The 13,873-nt window shown below is 58.9% G+C and carries 13 protein-coding genes and 1 other RNA gene; 6 read left to right on the top strand and 8 right to left on the bottom strand.

Going from position 1 to position 13,873, the window contains the following annotated elements:
• The first annotated feature begins 19 nt into the window (after positions 1 to 19).
• Together ahpC and ahpF are read left to right on the top strand one after the other, a co-directional pair.
• Positions 20 to 583 carry an alkyl hydroperoxide reductase subunit C gene (ahpC, locus tag ACMG4N_RS00440; protein WP_335627410.1) on the top strand — a complete coding sequence of 188 codons (564 nt, stop codon included), beginning with the start codon at positions 20 to 22 and terminating at the stop codon, positions 581 to 583.
• Between the two features lie 130 nt (positions 584 to 713).
• Positions 714 to 2,336, top strand: coding sequence for an alkyl hydroperoxide reductase subunit F (ahpF, locus tag ACMG4N_RS00435; protein WP_414432504.1), 1,623 nt, complete (start codon positions 714 to 716; stop codon positions 2,334 to 2,336).
• A gap of 74 nt (positions 2,337 to 2,410) precedes the next feature.
• Here the strand turns inward: ahpF and ACMG4N_RS00430 are convergent, their stop codons facing one another.
• The 5 genes from ACMG4N_RS00430 to ssrA form a co-directional block, all read right to left on the bottom strand.
• On the bottom strand, positions 2,411 to 4,231 hold the full coding sequence (locus ACMG4N_RS00430) for a S8 family serine peptidase (protein WP_414432502.1): 1,821 nt from the start codon (positions 4,229 to 4,231) through the stop codon (positions 2,411 to 2,413).
• Positions 4,232 to 4,402: 171 nt separating this feature from the next.
• Positions 4,403 to 4,759, bottom strand: coding sequence for a roadblock/LC7 domain-containing protein (locus tag ACMG4N_RS00425; protein ID WP_414432500.1), 357 nt, complete (start codon positions 4,757 to 4,759; stop codon positions 4,403 to 4,405).
• A gap of 161 nt (positions 4,760 to 4,920) precedes the next feature.
• The gene (locus ACMG4N_RS00420; protein ID WP_335627407.1) at positions 4,921 to 5,895 is read right to left on the bottom strand and encodes a calcium/sodium antiporter; all 975 of its coding nucleotides are present in this window, start codon (positions 5,893 to 5,895) and stop codon (positions 4,921 to 4,923) included.
• 253 nt (positions 5,896 to 6,148) lie between these two features.
• Entirely contained in the window at positions 6,149 to 7,081 is a 933-nt protein-coding gene (locus ACMG4N_RS00415; protein ID WP_414432498.1) for an HNH endonuclease, read from the bottom strand.
• Between the two features lie 143 nt (positions 7,082 to 7,224).
• Positions 7,225 to 7,581: a transfer-messenger RNA gene (ssrA, locus tag ACMG4N_RS00410) on the bottom strand.
• A gap of 401 nt (positions 7,582 to 7,982) precedes the next feature.
• Here ssrA and ACMG4N_RS00405 point away from each other — a divergent pair.
• Positions 7,983 to 8,264 (top strand): hypothetical protein, encoded by a 282-nt coding sequence (locus tag ACMG4N_RS00405; RefSeq protein ID WP_035248390.1) that lies wholly within the window; start codon positions 7,983 to 7,985, stop codon positions 8,262 to 8,264.
• Positions 8,265 to 8,325: 61 nt separating this feature from the next.
• Here ACMG4N_RS00405 and smpB read toward each other — a convergent pair whose 3' ends face one another.
• The gene (gene smpB, locus ACMG4N_RS00400) at positions 8,326 to 8,808 is read right to left on the bottom strand and encodes an SsrA-binding protein SmpB (protein ID WP_297767015.1); all 483 of its coding nucleotides are present in this window, start codon (positions 8,806 to 8,808) and stop codon (positions 8,326 to 8,328) included.
• Between the two features lie 141 nt (positions 8,809 to 8,949).
• Between smpB and ACMG4N_RS00395 the strand changes: the two genes are divergently transcribed.
• Both ACMG4N_RS00395 and ACMG4N_RS00390 read left to right on the top strand, forming a co-directional pair.
• Positions 8,950 to 10,488 carry a sodium-dependent transporter gene (locus ACMG4N_RS00395; RefSeq protein ID WP_414432497.1) on the top strand — a complete coding sequence of 513 codons (1,539 nt, stop codon included), beginning with the start codon at positions 8,950 to 8,952 and terminating at the stop codon, positions 10,486 to 10,488.
• The gene (locus tag ACMG4N_RS00390) at positions 10,488 to 10,787 is read left to right on the top strand and encodes an RnfH family protein (protein ID WP_297766962.1); all 300 of its coding nucleotides are present in this window, start codon (positions 10,488 to 10,490) and stop codon (positions 10,785 to 10,787) included. The genes ACMG4N_RS00395 and ACMG4N_RS00390 overlap by 1 nt, the downstream gene beginning before the upstream one ends.
• A 9-nt stretch (positions 10,788 to 10,796) precedes the next feature.
• On the opposite strand, the gene bamE is transcribed toward ACMG4N_RS00390, so the two are convergent.
• A complete protein-coding gene (gene bamE, locus ACMG4N_RS00385) occupies positions 10,797 to 11,294 on the bottom strand; it encodes an outer membrane protein assembly factor BamE (protein WP_297766960.1) in 498 nt (165 codons plus the stop codon).
• 276 nt (positions 11,295 to 11,570) lie between these two features.
• On the opposite strand from bamE, the gene fur reads away from it, so the two are divergent.
• Positions 11,571 to 11,972, top strand: a complete 402-nt coding sequence (gene fur, locus ACMG4N_RS00380) for a ferric iron uptake transcriptional regulator (RefSeq protein WP_035248394.1) — start codon at positions 11,571 to 11,573, stop codon at positions 11,970 to 11,972.
• A gap of 229 nt (positions 11,973 to 12,201) precedes the next feature.
• On the opposite strand, the gene recN is transcribed toward fur, so the two are convergent.
• Complete coding sequence (recN, locus tag ACMG4N_RS00375) at positions 12,202 to 13,869, bottom strand: DNA repair protein RecN (protein ID WP_297766956.1); 1,668 nt, start codon at positions 13,867 to 13,869, stop codon at positions 12,202 to 12,204.
• Positions 13,870 to 13,873: the final 4 nt, after the last annotated feature.

Below are 13,873 nucleotides of genomic sequence, written 5' to 3'. Positions count from 1 at the left end.
TCGAGGGAGTCTTAACCACATGGCACTGATCAACAGCGAGATCCAACCGTTTAACGCCACCGCCTTCAAACAGGGCGAATTCGTCGACATCTCCGAAGCCGACGTGAAAGGCAAGTGGGCCATTTTCTTCTTCTATCCGGCCGACTTTACTTTCGTCTGCCCCACCGAGCTGGGCGACGTGGCTGACAAGTATGAAGAGCTGCAGAAGCTGGGCGTGGAAGTGTTTTCCGTATCCACCGATACCCACTTCACTCACAAGGCCTGGCACGACACCTCCGACACCATCGGCAAGATCAACTACTACATGGTTGGCGACCAGACCGGCACCATCACCAACAACTTTGGTGTGATGCGTGAAGGTCAGGGCCTGGCAGATCGCGCTACCTTCCTGATCGATCCGGATGGCGTTATCCAGGCCATGGAAATCACCGCCGAAGGCATCGGCCGCGACGCCGACGACCTGATGCGCAAGGTCAAAGCGGCCCAGTACGTCCGCAACAATCCCGGCGAAGTGTGCCCGGCCAAGTGGAAAGAAGGCGAAGAAACCCTGGCGCCTTCCCTGGACCTGGTCGGCAAGATCTAAACCGGCCTATCCCGCTCCCCGTTAACACCTGCCTTCAATGGAAGGTCCCCTCTCCCGCTTGCGGGAGAGGGGCAGGGAGAGAGTATTTTTTTAAGTCACTGATTGCTGAACTCACGTTAAGGGAAGACTCATGCTCACGAATGACATCCTGCAGGCCCTGAAAGGCTATGCAGCCAACATGCAGAAAAAGATCACCTTCGTGCTGCAGACCGGTGCGCACGAAAAGCGCGATGAACTGGTGACGTTTCTCTCCGATATCGCTGGTGTCAGTGACAATCTGGCCTTCGAGGAACGGGACCTGGGTGATGCTCTGCGCAGCCCCATTTCCTTCCTGCTGGAGGCGGACGGCGAGGACACCGGTATCCGTTTTTCCGGTATCCCGGCCGGCCACGAATTCAATTCCCTGGTGCTGGCGTTTCTGCATGCATCAGGGACCGACATCAAGCTGGATGACAGCCTGCAACGTATGGTCGCCAATGTGAAAGACGACCTGCATTTCGAGGTGTTCATCAGCCTGAGTTGTCACAACTGCCCGGACGTGGTGCAGGCGCTCAACCAGTTTGCCCTGCTCAATCCGCGCATCAAGAGTGAAATGATCGATGGCGGTCTGTTTCAGGACACGGTGAACGAGCGCGACATTCAGGGCGTGCCCAGCGTGTACCTGAACGGTGAGCTGTTCGCCAACGGCAAGGTCACCGCCGCCGAGCTGATCGACAAGTTGCTGGCTTTCGACCCGGCCATCGCCCAGGCAGGCGGCGGAGAAAAACTGCCGTTGCAGGACGTGACCGTGATCGGTGGTGGCCCCGCCGGCGTGGCGTCGGCCATCTACAGCGCCCGCAAGGGCCTGAAGGTCACCCTGATTGCCGATCGTATCGGTGGCCAGGTGAAAGACACCATGGATATCGAGAACCTGATTTCGGTGAAGAAAACCACCGGGCCGGAATTGTCCGGCGCTCTGCACGCCCACATGAATGACTACGATGTGACCGTGAAGGAGCACCTGAAAGTGGCCGAGGTACGCAACGGCGAGATCAAGACCGTGGTGCTGTCCTCCGGTGAGGAAATCGATACCAAGACCCTGATCGTGGCCACCGGTGCCAAATGGCGAGAGTTGGGTGTGCTCGGCGAGAAAGAGAACATCGGTAACGGTGTGGCCTACTGTCCGCACTGCGATGGTCCCTTCTTCAAGGGCAAGGACGTGGCGGTGATCGGTGGCGGTAACTCCGGCATCGAAGCGGCACTGGACCTGTCCGGCATCGTCAAATCTGTCACCGTGTTTGAATTCATGCCCGAGCTGAAGGCGGATAAGGTGCTGGTGGACAAGGCAGAACAGAAGGCCAACGTCACCATTCACCGCAACGCGGCCACCCGTGAGATCAAGGCCAGCAATGGCAAGGTGAGCGCCATCGAGTACCAGGACAGGGCCACCGAAGCCGTACACGAGCTGCCGCTGGAAGGGGTGTTCGTGCAGATCGGTCTGGTGCCTAACAGCGACTTTATGGATGGCGTGGTGGAGCGCTCCCGCTTCGGCGAGATCGTCATCAACGAGAAGTGCCAGACGTCACAAGAAGGTATCTATGCCTGTGGCGATGTCACCACTGTGCCCTACAAGCAGATCGTCATTGCCATGGGTGAAGGGTCCAAGGCATCGCTGGCTGCCTTCGAATACCTGATGACTCAGGGTGACCGTCTGGAAGACCTGTATGAGGGTGAGCAGAATCATGATGAGCAACAGGATGCTGCCGTGGCCTGATCCTGCTGACGCTTACCGGTAGAACGAAAAAACCACCGCACGCGGTGGTTTTTTCGTTTAAGGGCAAGGCGTGTTTAGCGCGGGTTCGCCAACAGCGTATAAGCGCCGGAGCCGCTTTGCGCTGTGACGCGCCAGCGGTAGGTGCCGCTGCCCACCGAGCCGTTCAGGGTCGCCACGCCGTTCTGCGGCTGGGCGCTGCCCACCTGGGACCAGCTACAGCCGAAAAAGAGGAAGCAGCTACGTTGCTCCAGGGCCAGTGAGAAGGCGCCACCGGCAGGGCTGTACAGGTAGGCCTCCACATTACCACCACCGTAGCTGAAGCCACCGGAAGGCAAGGTTACGGAGCTGCCATTCCCCAGATTGCCTTCATAGCGTGTGCAGCTTGGGCAAGGGTTGCTGGTGTCTTCGCTGGTCACGCTCTTGTCGATGCTGGCGGTTTGGTTGGCAGTGTCGGTGACGGTCAAGGTCACGGTAAAGCTGCCGGCGCTGCCGTAGTCATGGCTGATCTGTTCGCCGCTGGCCACATTGCCGTCGCCCAGGGTCCAGTCCCATGCAGCCACGCCAATATCATCGCTGCTGCCGCTGGCATCGAACTGGCAGACGGTGCCGCTGCACTGGGCCGTAAAGGCGGCCGTGGGCAAACGATCTATCACTGTGCCGCCATCGTCTTCACCTACCTGCAACAGGCGGTTGGGTGACTGGCTGCCGGCATTGCTGATCATGCCGGTGGCGCTGCCATCGACCAGTGCCGCGAACACCTGCTCAGGGCTGGCGCTGGGATTCGTTCCCAGATACACGGCCGCTGCACCGGCAGCATGAGGGGCTGCCATGGAGGTGCCGTTCAGGCGTGCGGTCTGGGTGTCGGATTGAAACCAGGCAGAGGTAATGTCGCTACCCGGGGCGAACAGGTCCACACAGGCGCCGAAATTGGAGAACGAAGAGCGCTGGTCTGTTCGGGTGGTTGCCCCGACAGTCAGGGCTTCTGCGACCCGGTTGGGGGAGCCGTTACAGGCATTGGAATTGTCGTTGCCGGCGGCCACCACCATGCTCACCCCTGCGGAGACCGCATTGCGCACGGCGGTATCCAGGGCGCTGGAGCTGCCGCCCCCGAGAGACATATTCGCCACGGCGGGCTTGCGGTGATTGCCGGCTACCCAGTCCACCCCGGCAATGACGCCGGAATTGCTGCCGCTACCGTTACAGTCGAGGACTCTTACGGGGGCAATCTGTGCCTGCTTGGCCACCCCATAAATGGTGCCAGTGGCCGTGCCGGCCACATGGGTGCCGTGGCCATTACAGTCGTTGGTATTGGCCGGGTCGACGCTGCCGCCGCCAAACAGGAAACCGCCGCCACTGCTGACGAAGTTACGGCCAGGACTGACCCGCCCGCTGAATTCGTTATGGCTGGCGCGCAGACCGGTGTCGATCACATAGACGGTGACATCGTTACCGGCGCTGTTGGGGTACTGGTAGCTGCCATCCAGTGGCAGTGCCGGCTGATCCACCCGGTCCAGGCCCCAGGTGGCGTTTGCCTGGGTAGCGATGGCCTGCACCCGACGGTCCTGTTCCAGACCGATCACACCGGGCAGCTGGCCTAGCAGAGTGGCCTGCAGATCCGTTAGCCGCACTGTCATGCCGGTGAGCGCATGCTGGTAGGTATAAAGCACGTCGCCGCCACCCACCGTGGCCAGCAGGGTGCGAATCGCCGTGGTCAGATCCGTAACACCAAGGCGCTGAATAATGTCCGGGGCCAGTGTCACGATGTACTGATTGTCGATGACCTCATTCTGCGTTTGCGTCGCAAAAGACGGTGAATCATCCGCCCACACCGGGCTGAGCATACTGCCACCCAGTAGCGCCGCCAGCAGGGCGCCAATACCTGTTTTTCTCTGCATGAAGATCCCTCCAAAAGTCGTGCTCTGACCCTAATTAGTACGGGTGTATCTCTCTATGCAATGGCTGTGTTTTTTTGTTGCGCTGAAGAGAATTCAGGAGGTTGGAGGCCGCGTACCTGCTGGGCAGGATGCATTTTGTGATCTGGGTGTGAAGACAGGGTGAGTGAAGGACTAAACCAGTGCTCCCAGTGCCGATACGGTTTTCCAGGCGAGCATCTGCATGCGTTGAGAGTTCACCGATGGCCGTGCCATACAGGCAAACACCATATCGCCCACGGGCCAGATACAGATGCATCCTTCCCGGCAGCGGATGAAGATTTCTTCGCTATGACCCAGCCGTAACCCGTCGAGTACCCGGTCACAGGCTTTTTTCATCTCGAAAAACAGCGCACTCTGCTCGTCATAATCCAGCCCCTCACCAATATGCACCACCGGCATACCGTCACTACTGATCAGCGATACCAGCAGGATATCATCAGAGGAATCGTGGAGAGTCTGCAGGGGCGGAGTAAGGGTGGTGAGCTTCATTATTGTTATCCCTGCATGGTGGCTTTCAGGTCAGCTTAAGGGCAGGGGTAACTGGAATCAAAGCCAATAACGGTGTGGCCCGTTATTGGCAGGTGAAAGTCGCCGTGTGTCCGATTTACGGTAGCTGGTTCGGCTCGCCATCGGCAGGCCGTATGTGGCTATTACGCTTGCCCGAATACCGTACTGAGCAAGTAAAGGGTATAGCCAACGTAAGCAGCCAGCAGCAGGGTGCCCTCAATGCGGTTGATGCGCCCTTGCCCCCGGAACCCGTAACCGATCACGAATAGCGACAGGGTCAGCGCCGCCATGACCAGCATGTCCCGATTGAACACCTCGGGTCCCACCGCCAATGGATGGATCGTGCCGGCGATACCTACTACGGCAAGGGTATTGAACAGGTTGGACCCCAGGATGTTGCCCAGAGCGATATCGTGTTCGCCCTTTCTGGCAGCAATGATTGACGATGCCAGCTCCGGTAGCGACGTGCCCACCGCGATGATGGTCAGGCCGATAATCAGGTCGCTGACGCCAAACCCCTGGGCAATCTCTACCGCGCCCCATACCAGCACGCGGGAGCTGACAATCAGCAGCAACAGCCCGGCCACCAGCCAGAAGATGGCCCGCCGCAGAGGCATGGCGCGCACGTCCAGTTCCTGCTCGATCTCGCTTGCCAGCGCATCCTCTTTCTTTCGCATGCCCTGCCAGATCGTCCAGGCCATCAGCGTGCCGAATACACCGAGCAGCACCAGCGCATCAAGCCGTGTGATTTCGCCGTCCAGCAGCTGCCACGCGGCCAGGCCGGTGACCAGTGCAAGGATGGGCAGCTCCTTGCGTAGCACCTGCGAATGCACGGCGATAGGGCTGATCAGGGCGGTAATCCCCAGGATCAGGGCAATGTTGGTGATGTTCGAGCCATAGGCGTTACCCAGTGCGATGCCCGGATTACCCTGCGATGCTGCCAGCGCCGACACCACCATCTCCGGTGCGGAGGTACCGAAACCGACGACCACCATGCCGATCAACAACGGCGGCATACCGAAATGGGAGGCGGTGGAGGCGGAGCCTTCCACAAACCGGTTGGCACTCCATACCAGCAGCAACAAACCAAATGCGATAGCAGCAGTGGCCAGAATCATAGGGATCAGGCGCTCCTTAGCGTCGATGAACCGACAGGTTGTTTGTCAGTGATAGGGTGGGCAAGCGTTCACCGCTTGATGCGCACATGGCAGAAGCCGAAGCGCTCTACAGAGCTGCCAGTCTACCCGCTAGCTTAAGGCTGAGAGGAGCCGGAATTAAAGTGATTAATGTGTTTTCGTCAGAGGCGGATGCGTTCTCTACGGTAGGCAGTCTGGTCTGCTCCAGTGCGAAGGCGGGTTCCTGATCAGGGGTTTAGTTTTCCCTTAGGAAAGCTTCAAAGCGGGCAGCGAGAAAGTCCCTGTTTGGCTGCAGTTTTTCCTGCTCGGGAATGCTGAGGCATTTTCCGTGAAGGTCTTTAATGCCGAGTTCCAGCAAAGGACCATCGCTGGAAGCCATGACCTCTTCACTAATATGAATCGTAAGGTCCCCATCAATACCGATGAGATATTTGTCGAAAGCGCTGTGGTGCAGTTTGCTCAGTGCAATCCCGTTTTGAATGCTAGCTTCACCGCGTTCATCAGCATCTGGGATTATGTGAGCGGCATCAAGAAGGTGCGTTGTTGGTAGTCCAGTCATTGCGCATTTGTTGTTATAAGCGGTCAGAACGGCTTGTCGAAATGATGACTGATGCAACCGTGTTCGGGTTTCTCTCACCGCATAGCGACGTTCAAAAGTAGTTGGTATGGAATAGTGCCCATCAACCAGGGGAGGGAGGTGGTTCTGAGGATCATTCAGGCCCACATAGATGTTGCAGTAAGAGTGTTGGCTTCCCAAGTCTTTAATTTCGGAAATAAAGCAGGGCCATAGTGCGGTATAGAATCCGGGGGAAATCCCGTGGAAATAGATGAATGGCTGCCCCAGCTCTTTTGATTGCCAGAGGTACCGATTAGGCCCTCGGTGAACATCGCCAGCTTGCAGGGCGTAGCGGTAGTAGTCATCTGAAGACTGGTAGTCGTTGTATATATTGATTCGTCCCGTTCTAGGTACCACTGTTTTGATGCTTAGTGCCCCATGCTTCATCTGTGAAGGTTTGAAGATACCGTTCGCACGGCTGGCAAAGTGGATTCTCTGGCCCTGATACATAAAGCCAGCTTCGATGGCAGCCCACGGAATGGCGTCATCATAAAGCGCTTTCAGCAGTCCGACTCTAGTAAACGCTGCATTGAGGATGTCTGGATCCGACATGTGAATCCTGGCTGAGATGGTGAGTTGCCAGGTTGGTGGATGTTGGGGGAGGAGGCAAGGTTTTGTGTTTGGAGAGGGAGGCCGCCGTAGCGCGGCACAAAAAAAGGGCCACCCCAATGGGGCGGCCCTTTCTTTTTGCTGTTTGGTGGAGCCGGCGGGAATCGAACCCGCGTCCGTCAGCAATCCATCTGCAGATCTACATGCTTAGCCAAGTTTATTGATTTAAGCCTTCACAACCCAACTGGCAGGACGTGAAAGCCGGGCCCCTAAGAGTTTTAACAGCGCCATCCGGGGCGGACTTTGCTGCGAGCCTGTGTTGCGATGCTCGCCGCTCTTCCCCACAGGCAGGGTCGATTGGCGATAAGCAGGGTTTAAGCTGCTAGTGCGTAAGAATCGTCGTTAGCGATTGCTTTAATGTGCCACAAATGATTTACGAGACTCGTGACCTTCTCGGCATGCACCACAGAATTCAATACCGGCGTCGAATCCAGGTCGGCCCCTGTGATGGGTTCATTGTAGGTGATGGGGGCAGGGAAGTCGATTCACAAGTGGGGTCCGGGATGTTCCGGATCGGCCATATTGTGGGGGTAAACGCCATGAATAATGTTCGGAATGTAATCAGATTGTGAAAAGTGTTACCCGAATACACATGTCTTGTCTGACAATCAGACCCCGAATGCTTGTTTTGTCATTTTTCAGGCGCACTATACAGGTGTCACCACGGCACTGTGTCATTGGCCGATGGTGAGGTTGAGCGAGTGATGCTCAGGTAGCCACAAGCCACCATGAAACATCCTGCTCGAAATTGTGTATCACACAATGGCTTTACAGCGAGCCTTGAAATAGACGTTATATGAAGGCCGCTGATCAAAGCATTGTCGTTCATTAAAGGAGAAAGCCGATGAACACGATCTTTCGGTCAGCAGGGCAAGTTTCCGAGAAGGCACTGTCGCCTTTGAAGGCTCAGCCGCTGCTCTACAGAGCGTTGCAACTGGTATTCGCGCTGGCTGCGTATGCAGGTGGTGTGTACCTGGTGGATATGGCGACCCCGGAGGCACGTCTTCCGGTGATTCTGTTCGCTGTTTACTTCCTGCCTGCGGTGCTACGCGCCTGGCTGCAGTTTTACTGGCAGCTGCGCGGCGACAGCCGGGCTCAGGACGTGAACACCCACCAGTCGGTGTAACGCCAACCGGTACAGTCTGAAGACAGTGTCACGCGTGCAGGGGGCGGCCCGTTAACCCGGGTCAGCTGCCCTGCCGCATCAGACGCTGCTTCTGACGGTTCCAGTCGCGCTCCTTCTCGGTGGCGCGCTTATCAAACTTCTGCTTACCTTTGGCCAGGGCGATATTGCACTTGGCAAACCCTTTCTTCCAGAACAGGCTCACCGGTACGCAGGTGTAGCCCTCTTTCTGTACGCCACCAAAAATGCGCCCCAGTTCGCTGCGATGCAGCAGCAGCTTGCGTGTGCGCACCGGATCCGGGTTGACGTGGGTACTGGCGGCGATCAGGGGCTCGAAGCGAGCACCGAACAGAAAGGCTTCCCCGTCCTTGAGCAGGACGTAGGCCTCGGTCAGGTTGCCTTTACCGGCACGCAGTGACTTCGCCTCCCAGCCTTCCAGGACCAGGCCGGCTTCGAAGTGCTCTTCCAGATGATATTCGTGGCGTGCCTTGCGGTTTTGCGCAATGGTGGCCGACGGCGCTTTGGCTTTTTTCTTGGCGTTTCCCATAGGCGGACGATTATAGAGCATGCGTTTGGCGGCTGACAGGGCTTTGTCTGTCAGGATGGAGGTGAGTTGTGACTTACCCTTACTTGAGCCGCCCAGTTAAAAAAAAGACAATAGCGCCACGCTAACGAGGGTAGTCCTGTTATGAAGCAAGAGAGCAAGCCGGTCCATGGCATGTGGGCCAGCCGTTGGGTGTTTATTCTGGCGGCGACCGGGTCGGCCGTGGGGCTGGGGAATATCTGGCGTTTCCCGTATATCACCGGCGAGAACGGTGGTGGCGCCTTTGTGTTGCTGTACCTGCTGTGTATCGCCGTGGTGGGCATTCCCATCATGGCGGCAGAGGTGATGCTGGGCCGCAAGGGCGGGCTGAGCCCGATCAATTCCATGCGCAAGGTGGCGACGGACAGCAAGGTCACCCAGCGCTGGGCGGGTATCGGTTACCTGGGCGCACTGTCGGCGTTTCTGATTTTGTCGTTCTACTCTGCGGTGGCCAGCTGGGCGTTGTATTACGCCTGGGAGGCAGTGCGCGGTGTCTTTGAGGGCATTACCGCGACCCAGTCGGAAGCCCATTTCAACGATATGCTGGCCAACCCCGGGTTGCTGCTGGGTTACCACACGCTCTTTATGGTGCTGACCATGGCGGTGGTAGCCAGGGGCGTGAAGGGTGGCCTGGAAAAGGCGGTGCAGATTCTGATGCCGCTGCTGTTCGTGCTGTTGCTGGTATTGGTGGGCTACGCGGCGACTACACCGGGTTTCAAGGAGGGGGTTGGCTTCCTGTTTGCCTTTGATTTCTCCAAGTTGACCGGCAAGGCAGTCATCGTGGCTGTGGGGCAGGCCTTCTTTACCCTGAGCCTGGGTATGGGTGCGATCATGGCCTATGGGGCGTATATGCCCAAAACGGTGAAGGACAAGAAGACCGGGCGCAGCCGGCCGGTGTCGATCATGTCCACCGTGGCCATCATTGCGCTGCTCGATACCCTGGTGGCACTGGGTGCCGGTGTGGCCATGTTCCCGCTGTTGTTCTCCAATGGGCTGGAAGTGAGCCAGGGGCCGGGGATGATGTTTGTGACCCTGCCGCTGGCCTTCGGTCAGATGCCGGGTGGCCTGTTGTTCGGTTCCTTGTTCTTTGTGCTGGTGGTGTGTGCCGCCTGGAGCTCTTCCATCAGTCTTGGCGAGCCGGTGGTGGCCTGGCTGGTAGAGCGAGGGCTCAAGCGGCCGATGGCGGCACTGGTGGTGGGCCTGGGGGCCTGGCTACTGGGTGTGGGCTCGGTGTTGTCCTTTAACGTATGGAAGGATCACACCTTCCTGGTGGGCACCTTCTTCGACAATATGGAATTCCTGTCCACCACGGTGATGTTGCCGCTGGGCGGGCTGCTGATCGCCATCTTTGCTGGCTGGGTGATGAAGGAGACCCAGGCGCGCAAGGAGCTGGCCATGCAGAACTTCAAGCTCTATCTGGTATGGCGGGCACTGGTGCGGATTTTCTCGCCGGTGGCGGTGATTGTGCTGTTTGTCTATTCCATCTGGGCCACGTTCGCGCCAGAAGAAGAGGCGCAGTCTGCTGAGGCGCCTGCTCAGGAGCAGGCGGATGCGGTTACCAATGAGGCGCCGGCGCAGCAGGATGCTGCGCCACTGCCGCAAGAGGATGCCGCTGAGGTGCCCGTGGAGCAGGAGTCGCCCTGATGGCCGATGATGCGCGTATTCATGTGGAAGTGACCTATGCGCTGCCGGACAAGCAGCGCCTGATCGGCCTGGATGTACCGGAAGGTACTACCATGCTGGAGGCGGCAAAGCTGTCCGGTATCGAAGAGCAGTTCGAAGGGCTGGTGCTGGACAAGGCGCCCATGGGGATTTTCGGCAAGGTGGTGGCCAATCCGGCCGGCCAGGTGCTCAAGCCTGGCGAGCGGGTGGAGATCTACCGCCCGCTGCAGGCGGACCCGAAGCTCAATCGCAAGAAGCGGGCGGCGGAAAAAGCCCGCTGATGGTGCGGATCAGGCTGCCGGCTGGCCCGGGTCGCTCGGTTCCTGAGGCAGTGTTTCCGGATCTGGCGCCGATTGCTCGGTAGCAGGGGCGGGCTCGGGGCTGGTTTCTTCCTGCTTGCGCTCATCCAGTTTGCGCTGCAATTCGCGGTCCTGTTGTGAGCTGGTTTTCTTGCGGAAATCCTCGATCACTTCGCCTTCATGGCGGCTATAGCTGCCGTTTTCGAAGTGCAGCACAATCTGCTGGCTGACGTTATCGCCCTTGCCGGGGCGGTAGGTCATCAGATAAAACCATTTGTCAGGCGTGAACGGGTCCACCAGGGTGGGGGCACCAAGCACATAGCGCACCTGCTCCGGGCTCATGCCGGGCTCGAGTTCGCCGAGCATCTCCTCGGTGACGAAGTTGCCCTGCGGAATATCGATCCGGTAGACGCCGGGAAAGCGCAAGGAGCTGCAGCCAGTGGTGGCCAGCAGGGCTGTCAGACTAAGGACGGCTAGAATTCGTGGCATGGTTTTTCGACTTCACTAAGTGTTCGGGCGATAATACAGACTTGCAGTAGCGGTACAAGTTTCCCGCTTTTTTCATATCGCCCTGAATCTGTGGCTTCAGCGTGGATGCATGGCGTGAGAATTTGTTGTCACAGTGGGTTTTCTGAGGGAGGGTCGTATCAGGGAATACGATCGACTGAAAAAATCCTCTGTGGCGGCAAAGACTTGCGTCAGGCGCCGCGATGAAATCACGGGTTCAGGGGCATCGCCACCTTTTGGCAAATTGGAGCATACGCATTGGATAATCAGGATCTCAGAAAAGCGGGCCTTAAAGTGACCCTGCCGCGGGTGAAAATCCTGCAGCAACTGGAGAAATCTGAAGAGCGCCACCTGAGCGCCGAAGATATCTACAAGTCGCTGATGGACGCCGGCGAGGATGTGGGGTTGGCCACCGTCTACCGTGTGCTGACCCAGTTCGAGCAGGCGGGCATGGTGCTGCGCCACAACTTCGAGGGTGGCTCTGCCGTTTTCGAGCTGGCGGACGAGGACCATCATGACCATATGGTGTGCATGGAAACCGGGCAGGTGATCGAGTTCATGGATGACGTGATCGAGAAACGCCAGCACGCCATTGCCGAGGAGCACGGCTACGAAATCATGGATCACTCGCTGGTGCTGTACGTAAAGCCGAAGAAGTGATCCAGCACCCCGGCCCAGGTGGCCTGGGTAGGGTGGATTAGCCGCAGGCGTAATCCACCTTTTACCGGTTGCGTTATGGCGAGGCAGGCATGGTGGATTACGCCTGCGGCTAATCCACCCTACGTCCTGCGTGGTGCGCCGGCGTTTGTGCGCGGGCTGGGCGCTGTCGGTTCTTTGGGGCCTGCCCGCGCCGCTGTTAACTCTTCACTATTAACTGTTCACTGCCTTTCTACGCTGCCTGAGCCTTACTCAGCATCTCCCTGGCATGGTTGCGGGTGGATTCGGTGATTTCCACGCCGCCCAGCATCCGCGCCAACTCTTCAATTCTTGCGTTGTCATCCAGCCCCTGGATACGGGTATGGGTAGTGTCGTCCCCCTGAATCTTGTGGACCTGCCAGTGCTGGTGACCCTGGCTGGCCACCTGGGGCTGGTGGGTAATGCACAGCACCTGGGCGTGGCTGCCCAGTTCACGCAGCAGCCGGCCGACGATCTCGGCCACGCCACCACCGACACCCACGTCCACTTCATCGAATACCAGGCTCGGTACTGTCAGGTTGCGGGCGCAGATCACCTGGATCGCCAGGCTTACCCGTGACAATTCGCCGCCGGAAGCCACTTTGCCAAGCGGCTTGAGGGGCTGGCCCGGGTTGGCAGAGAACAGGAATTCCACGTCTTCCAGGCCGTCGGCGCCAGGGGCGCATTCGCCCAGCTGGGCTTCCAGCTTGGCGGCTTTCATACTCAGGGCGGTGAGCTGTTTCTGTACCTGCTGGGTGAGGTTCTTGGCGGCGCTGCGGCGGGCTTTGCTGAGCTGGCGGGCGCTGTCCATGTATTGTTGCTGGGCCGCGGCTTCCTGCTCGGAGAGGGCGTGCAGATGGGCATCCACATTGCCCAGGGCGTCGGACTCCGCCAGCAGTTGCCGGTGGTGTTCAACCAGTTCTTCCGGGCGAATGCGGTGCTTGCGGGCCAGGGTGTAGCTCTGGCTGAGCCGCTCTTCCACCTGGGCCAGGCGCTCCGGGTCCAGGTCCAGCCGTTCCAGGTAATGGCGCAGGTCATCGGCGGCGGCTTCCACTTGCAGGCGGGCGGATTCCACGGTGTCGGCGATGGTTGTCAGGCCTTCATCCTGGTTGCGAGCCTCGTCCAGCCAGTGGCTGACCTGGCTGAGGTGGTCGTTGCAGGTGCCGTCATCGCCTTCGTAAAGGGCGTTGAGAGACTGCTGGCAGGTACGAATCAGGCTTTCCGCGTTGCCCAGACGCTGCTGTTCCTGCTCCAGCTGTTCCAGTTCGCCGTCCTGCAGGGCGAGGGCGTCCAGCTCTTCCAGCTGGAAGCGCAGCAACTCTTCCTTTTCGTTTTGCTCGCGGGCCTGATTCAGGGCATCGTCGTGTGCCCGGCGCGCTTTTTGCCAGTGGCGCCAGTGTTCGCGAACGGTGTTGGCTAGATCGCGGGCGTCGGCAAAGTTGTCCAGCAGCTGCCGATGGGCTTCTTTCTTCATCAGGGCCTGGTGTTCGTGCTGGCTGTGGATGCTGATCAGCCGCTCGCCCAGTTCCCGCACTTCCGCCAGCGGAGTGGGGGTGCCGTTCACATAGGCCCGGGAGCGACCATCGGCGCGTACGGTGCGGCGCAGCAGGCACTGGTCGTCATCATCCAGCTCCCGGTCGGCCAGCCACTGGCGGGCGGTCGCGTTGTCGCTGACATCAAAGGTGGCGAGTACCTCAGCCCGGTCGTGGCCGTGGCGGACGATGCTGGAGTCGGCTCGATCGCCCAGGGTCAGGCCCAGGGCATCGATGATCACGGACTTGCCCGCCCCGGTTTCCCCGCTGATTGCGGTGAGGCCGTTCTCCGGCTCCAGTTCCAACTGGTCCACGGTGGCAAAGTGACGAACGCTCAGATGGGTCAGCATGGTA

The organism is Alcanivorax sp. IL2 (assembly GCF_047495475.1).
Classification (GTDB): Bacteria; Pseudomonadota; Gammaproteobacteria; order Pseudomonadales; family Alcanivoracaceae; genus Alcanivorax.
This window is presented reverse-complemented; position numbering and strand designations above follow the sequence as displayed.

What these genes read in the sequence shown, in the direction of transcription:
- ACMG4N_RS00420 (WP_335627407.1), bottom strand. Translation starts at nt 5,895, where the DNA reads ATGATTCTGGCCACTGCTGCTATCGCATTTGGTTTGTTGCTGCTGGTA.
- recN (WP_297766956.1), bottom strand. Translation starts at nt 13,869, where the DNA reads ATGCTGACCCATCTGAGCGTTCGTCACTTTGCCACCGTGGACCAGTTG.
- ACMG4N_RS00425 (WP_414432500.1), bottom strand. Translation starts at nt 4,759, where the DNA reads ATGAAGCTCACCACCCTTACTCCGCCCCTGCAGACTCTCCACGATTCC.
- ACMG4N_RS00395 (WP_414432497.1), top strand. Translation starts at nt 8,950, where the DNA reads ATGAAGCAAGAGAGCAAGCCGGTCCATGGCATGTGGGCCAGCCGTTGG.
- bamE (WP_297766960.1), bottom strand. Translation starts at nt 11,294, where the DNA reads ATGCCACGAATTCTAGCCGTCCTTAGTCTGACAGCCCTGCTGGCCACC.
- ahpC (WP_335627410.1), top strand. Translation starts at nt 20, where the DNA reads ATGGCACTGATCAACAGCGAGATCCAACCGTTTAACGCCACCGCCTTC.
- smpB (WP_297767015.1), bottom strand. Translation starts at nt 8,808, where the DNA reads ATGGGAAACGCCAAGAAAAAAGCCAAAGCGCCGTCGGCCACCATTGCG.
- ACMG4N_RS00405 (WP_035248390.1), top strand. Translation starts at nt 7,983, where the DNA reads ATGAACACGATCTTTCGGTCAGCAGGGCAAGTTTCCGAGAAGGCACTG.
- ahpF (WP_414432504.1), top strand. Translation starts at nt 714, where the DNA reads ATGCTCACGAATGACATCCTGCAGGCCCTGAAAGGCTATGCAGCCAAC.
- ACMG4N_RS00430 (WP_414432502.1), bottom strand. Translation starts at nt 4,231, where the DNA reads ATGCAGAGAAAAACAGGTATTGGCGCCCTGCTGGCGGCGCTACTGGGT.
- ACMG4N_RS00415 (WP_414432498.1), bottom strand. Translation starts at nt 7,081, where the DNA reads ATGTCGGATCCAGACATCCTCAATGCAGCGTTTACTAGAGTCGGACTG.
- ACMG4N_RS00390 (WP_297766962.1), top strand. Translation starts at nt 10,488, where the DNA reads ATGGCCGATGATGCGCGTATTCATGTGGAAGTGACCTATGCGCTGCCG.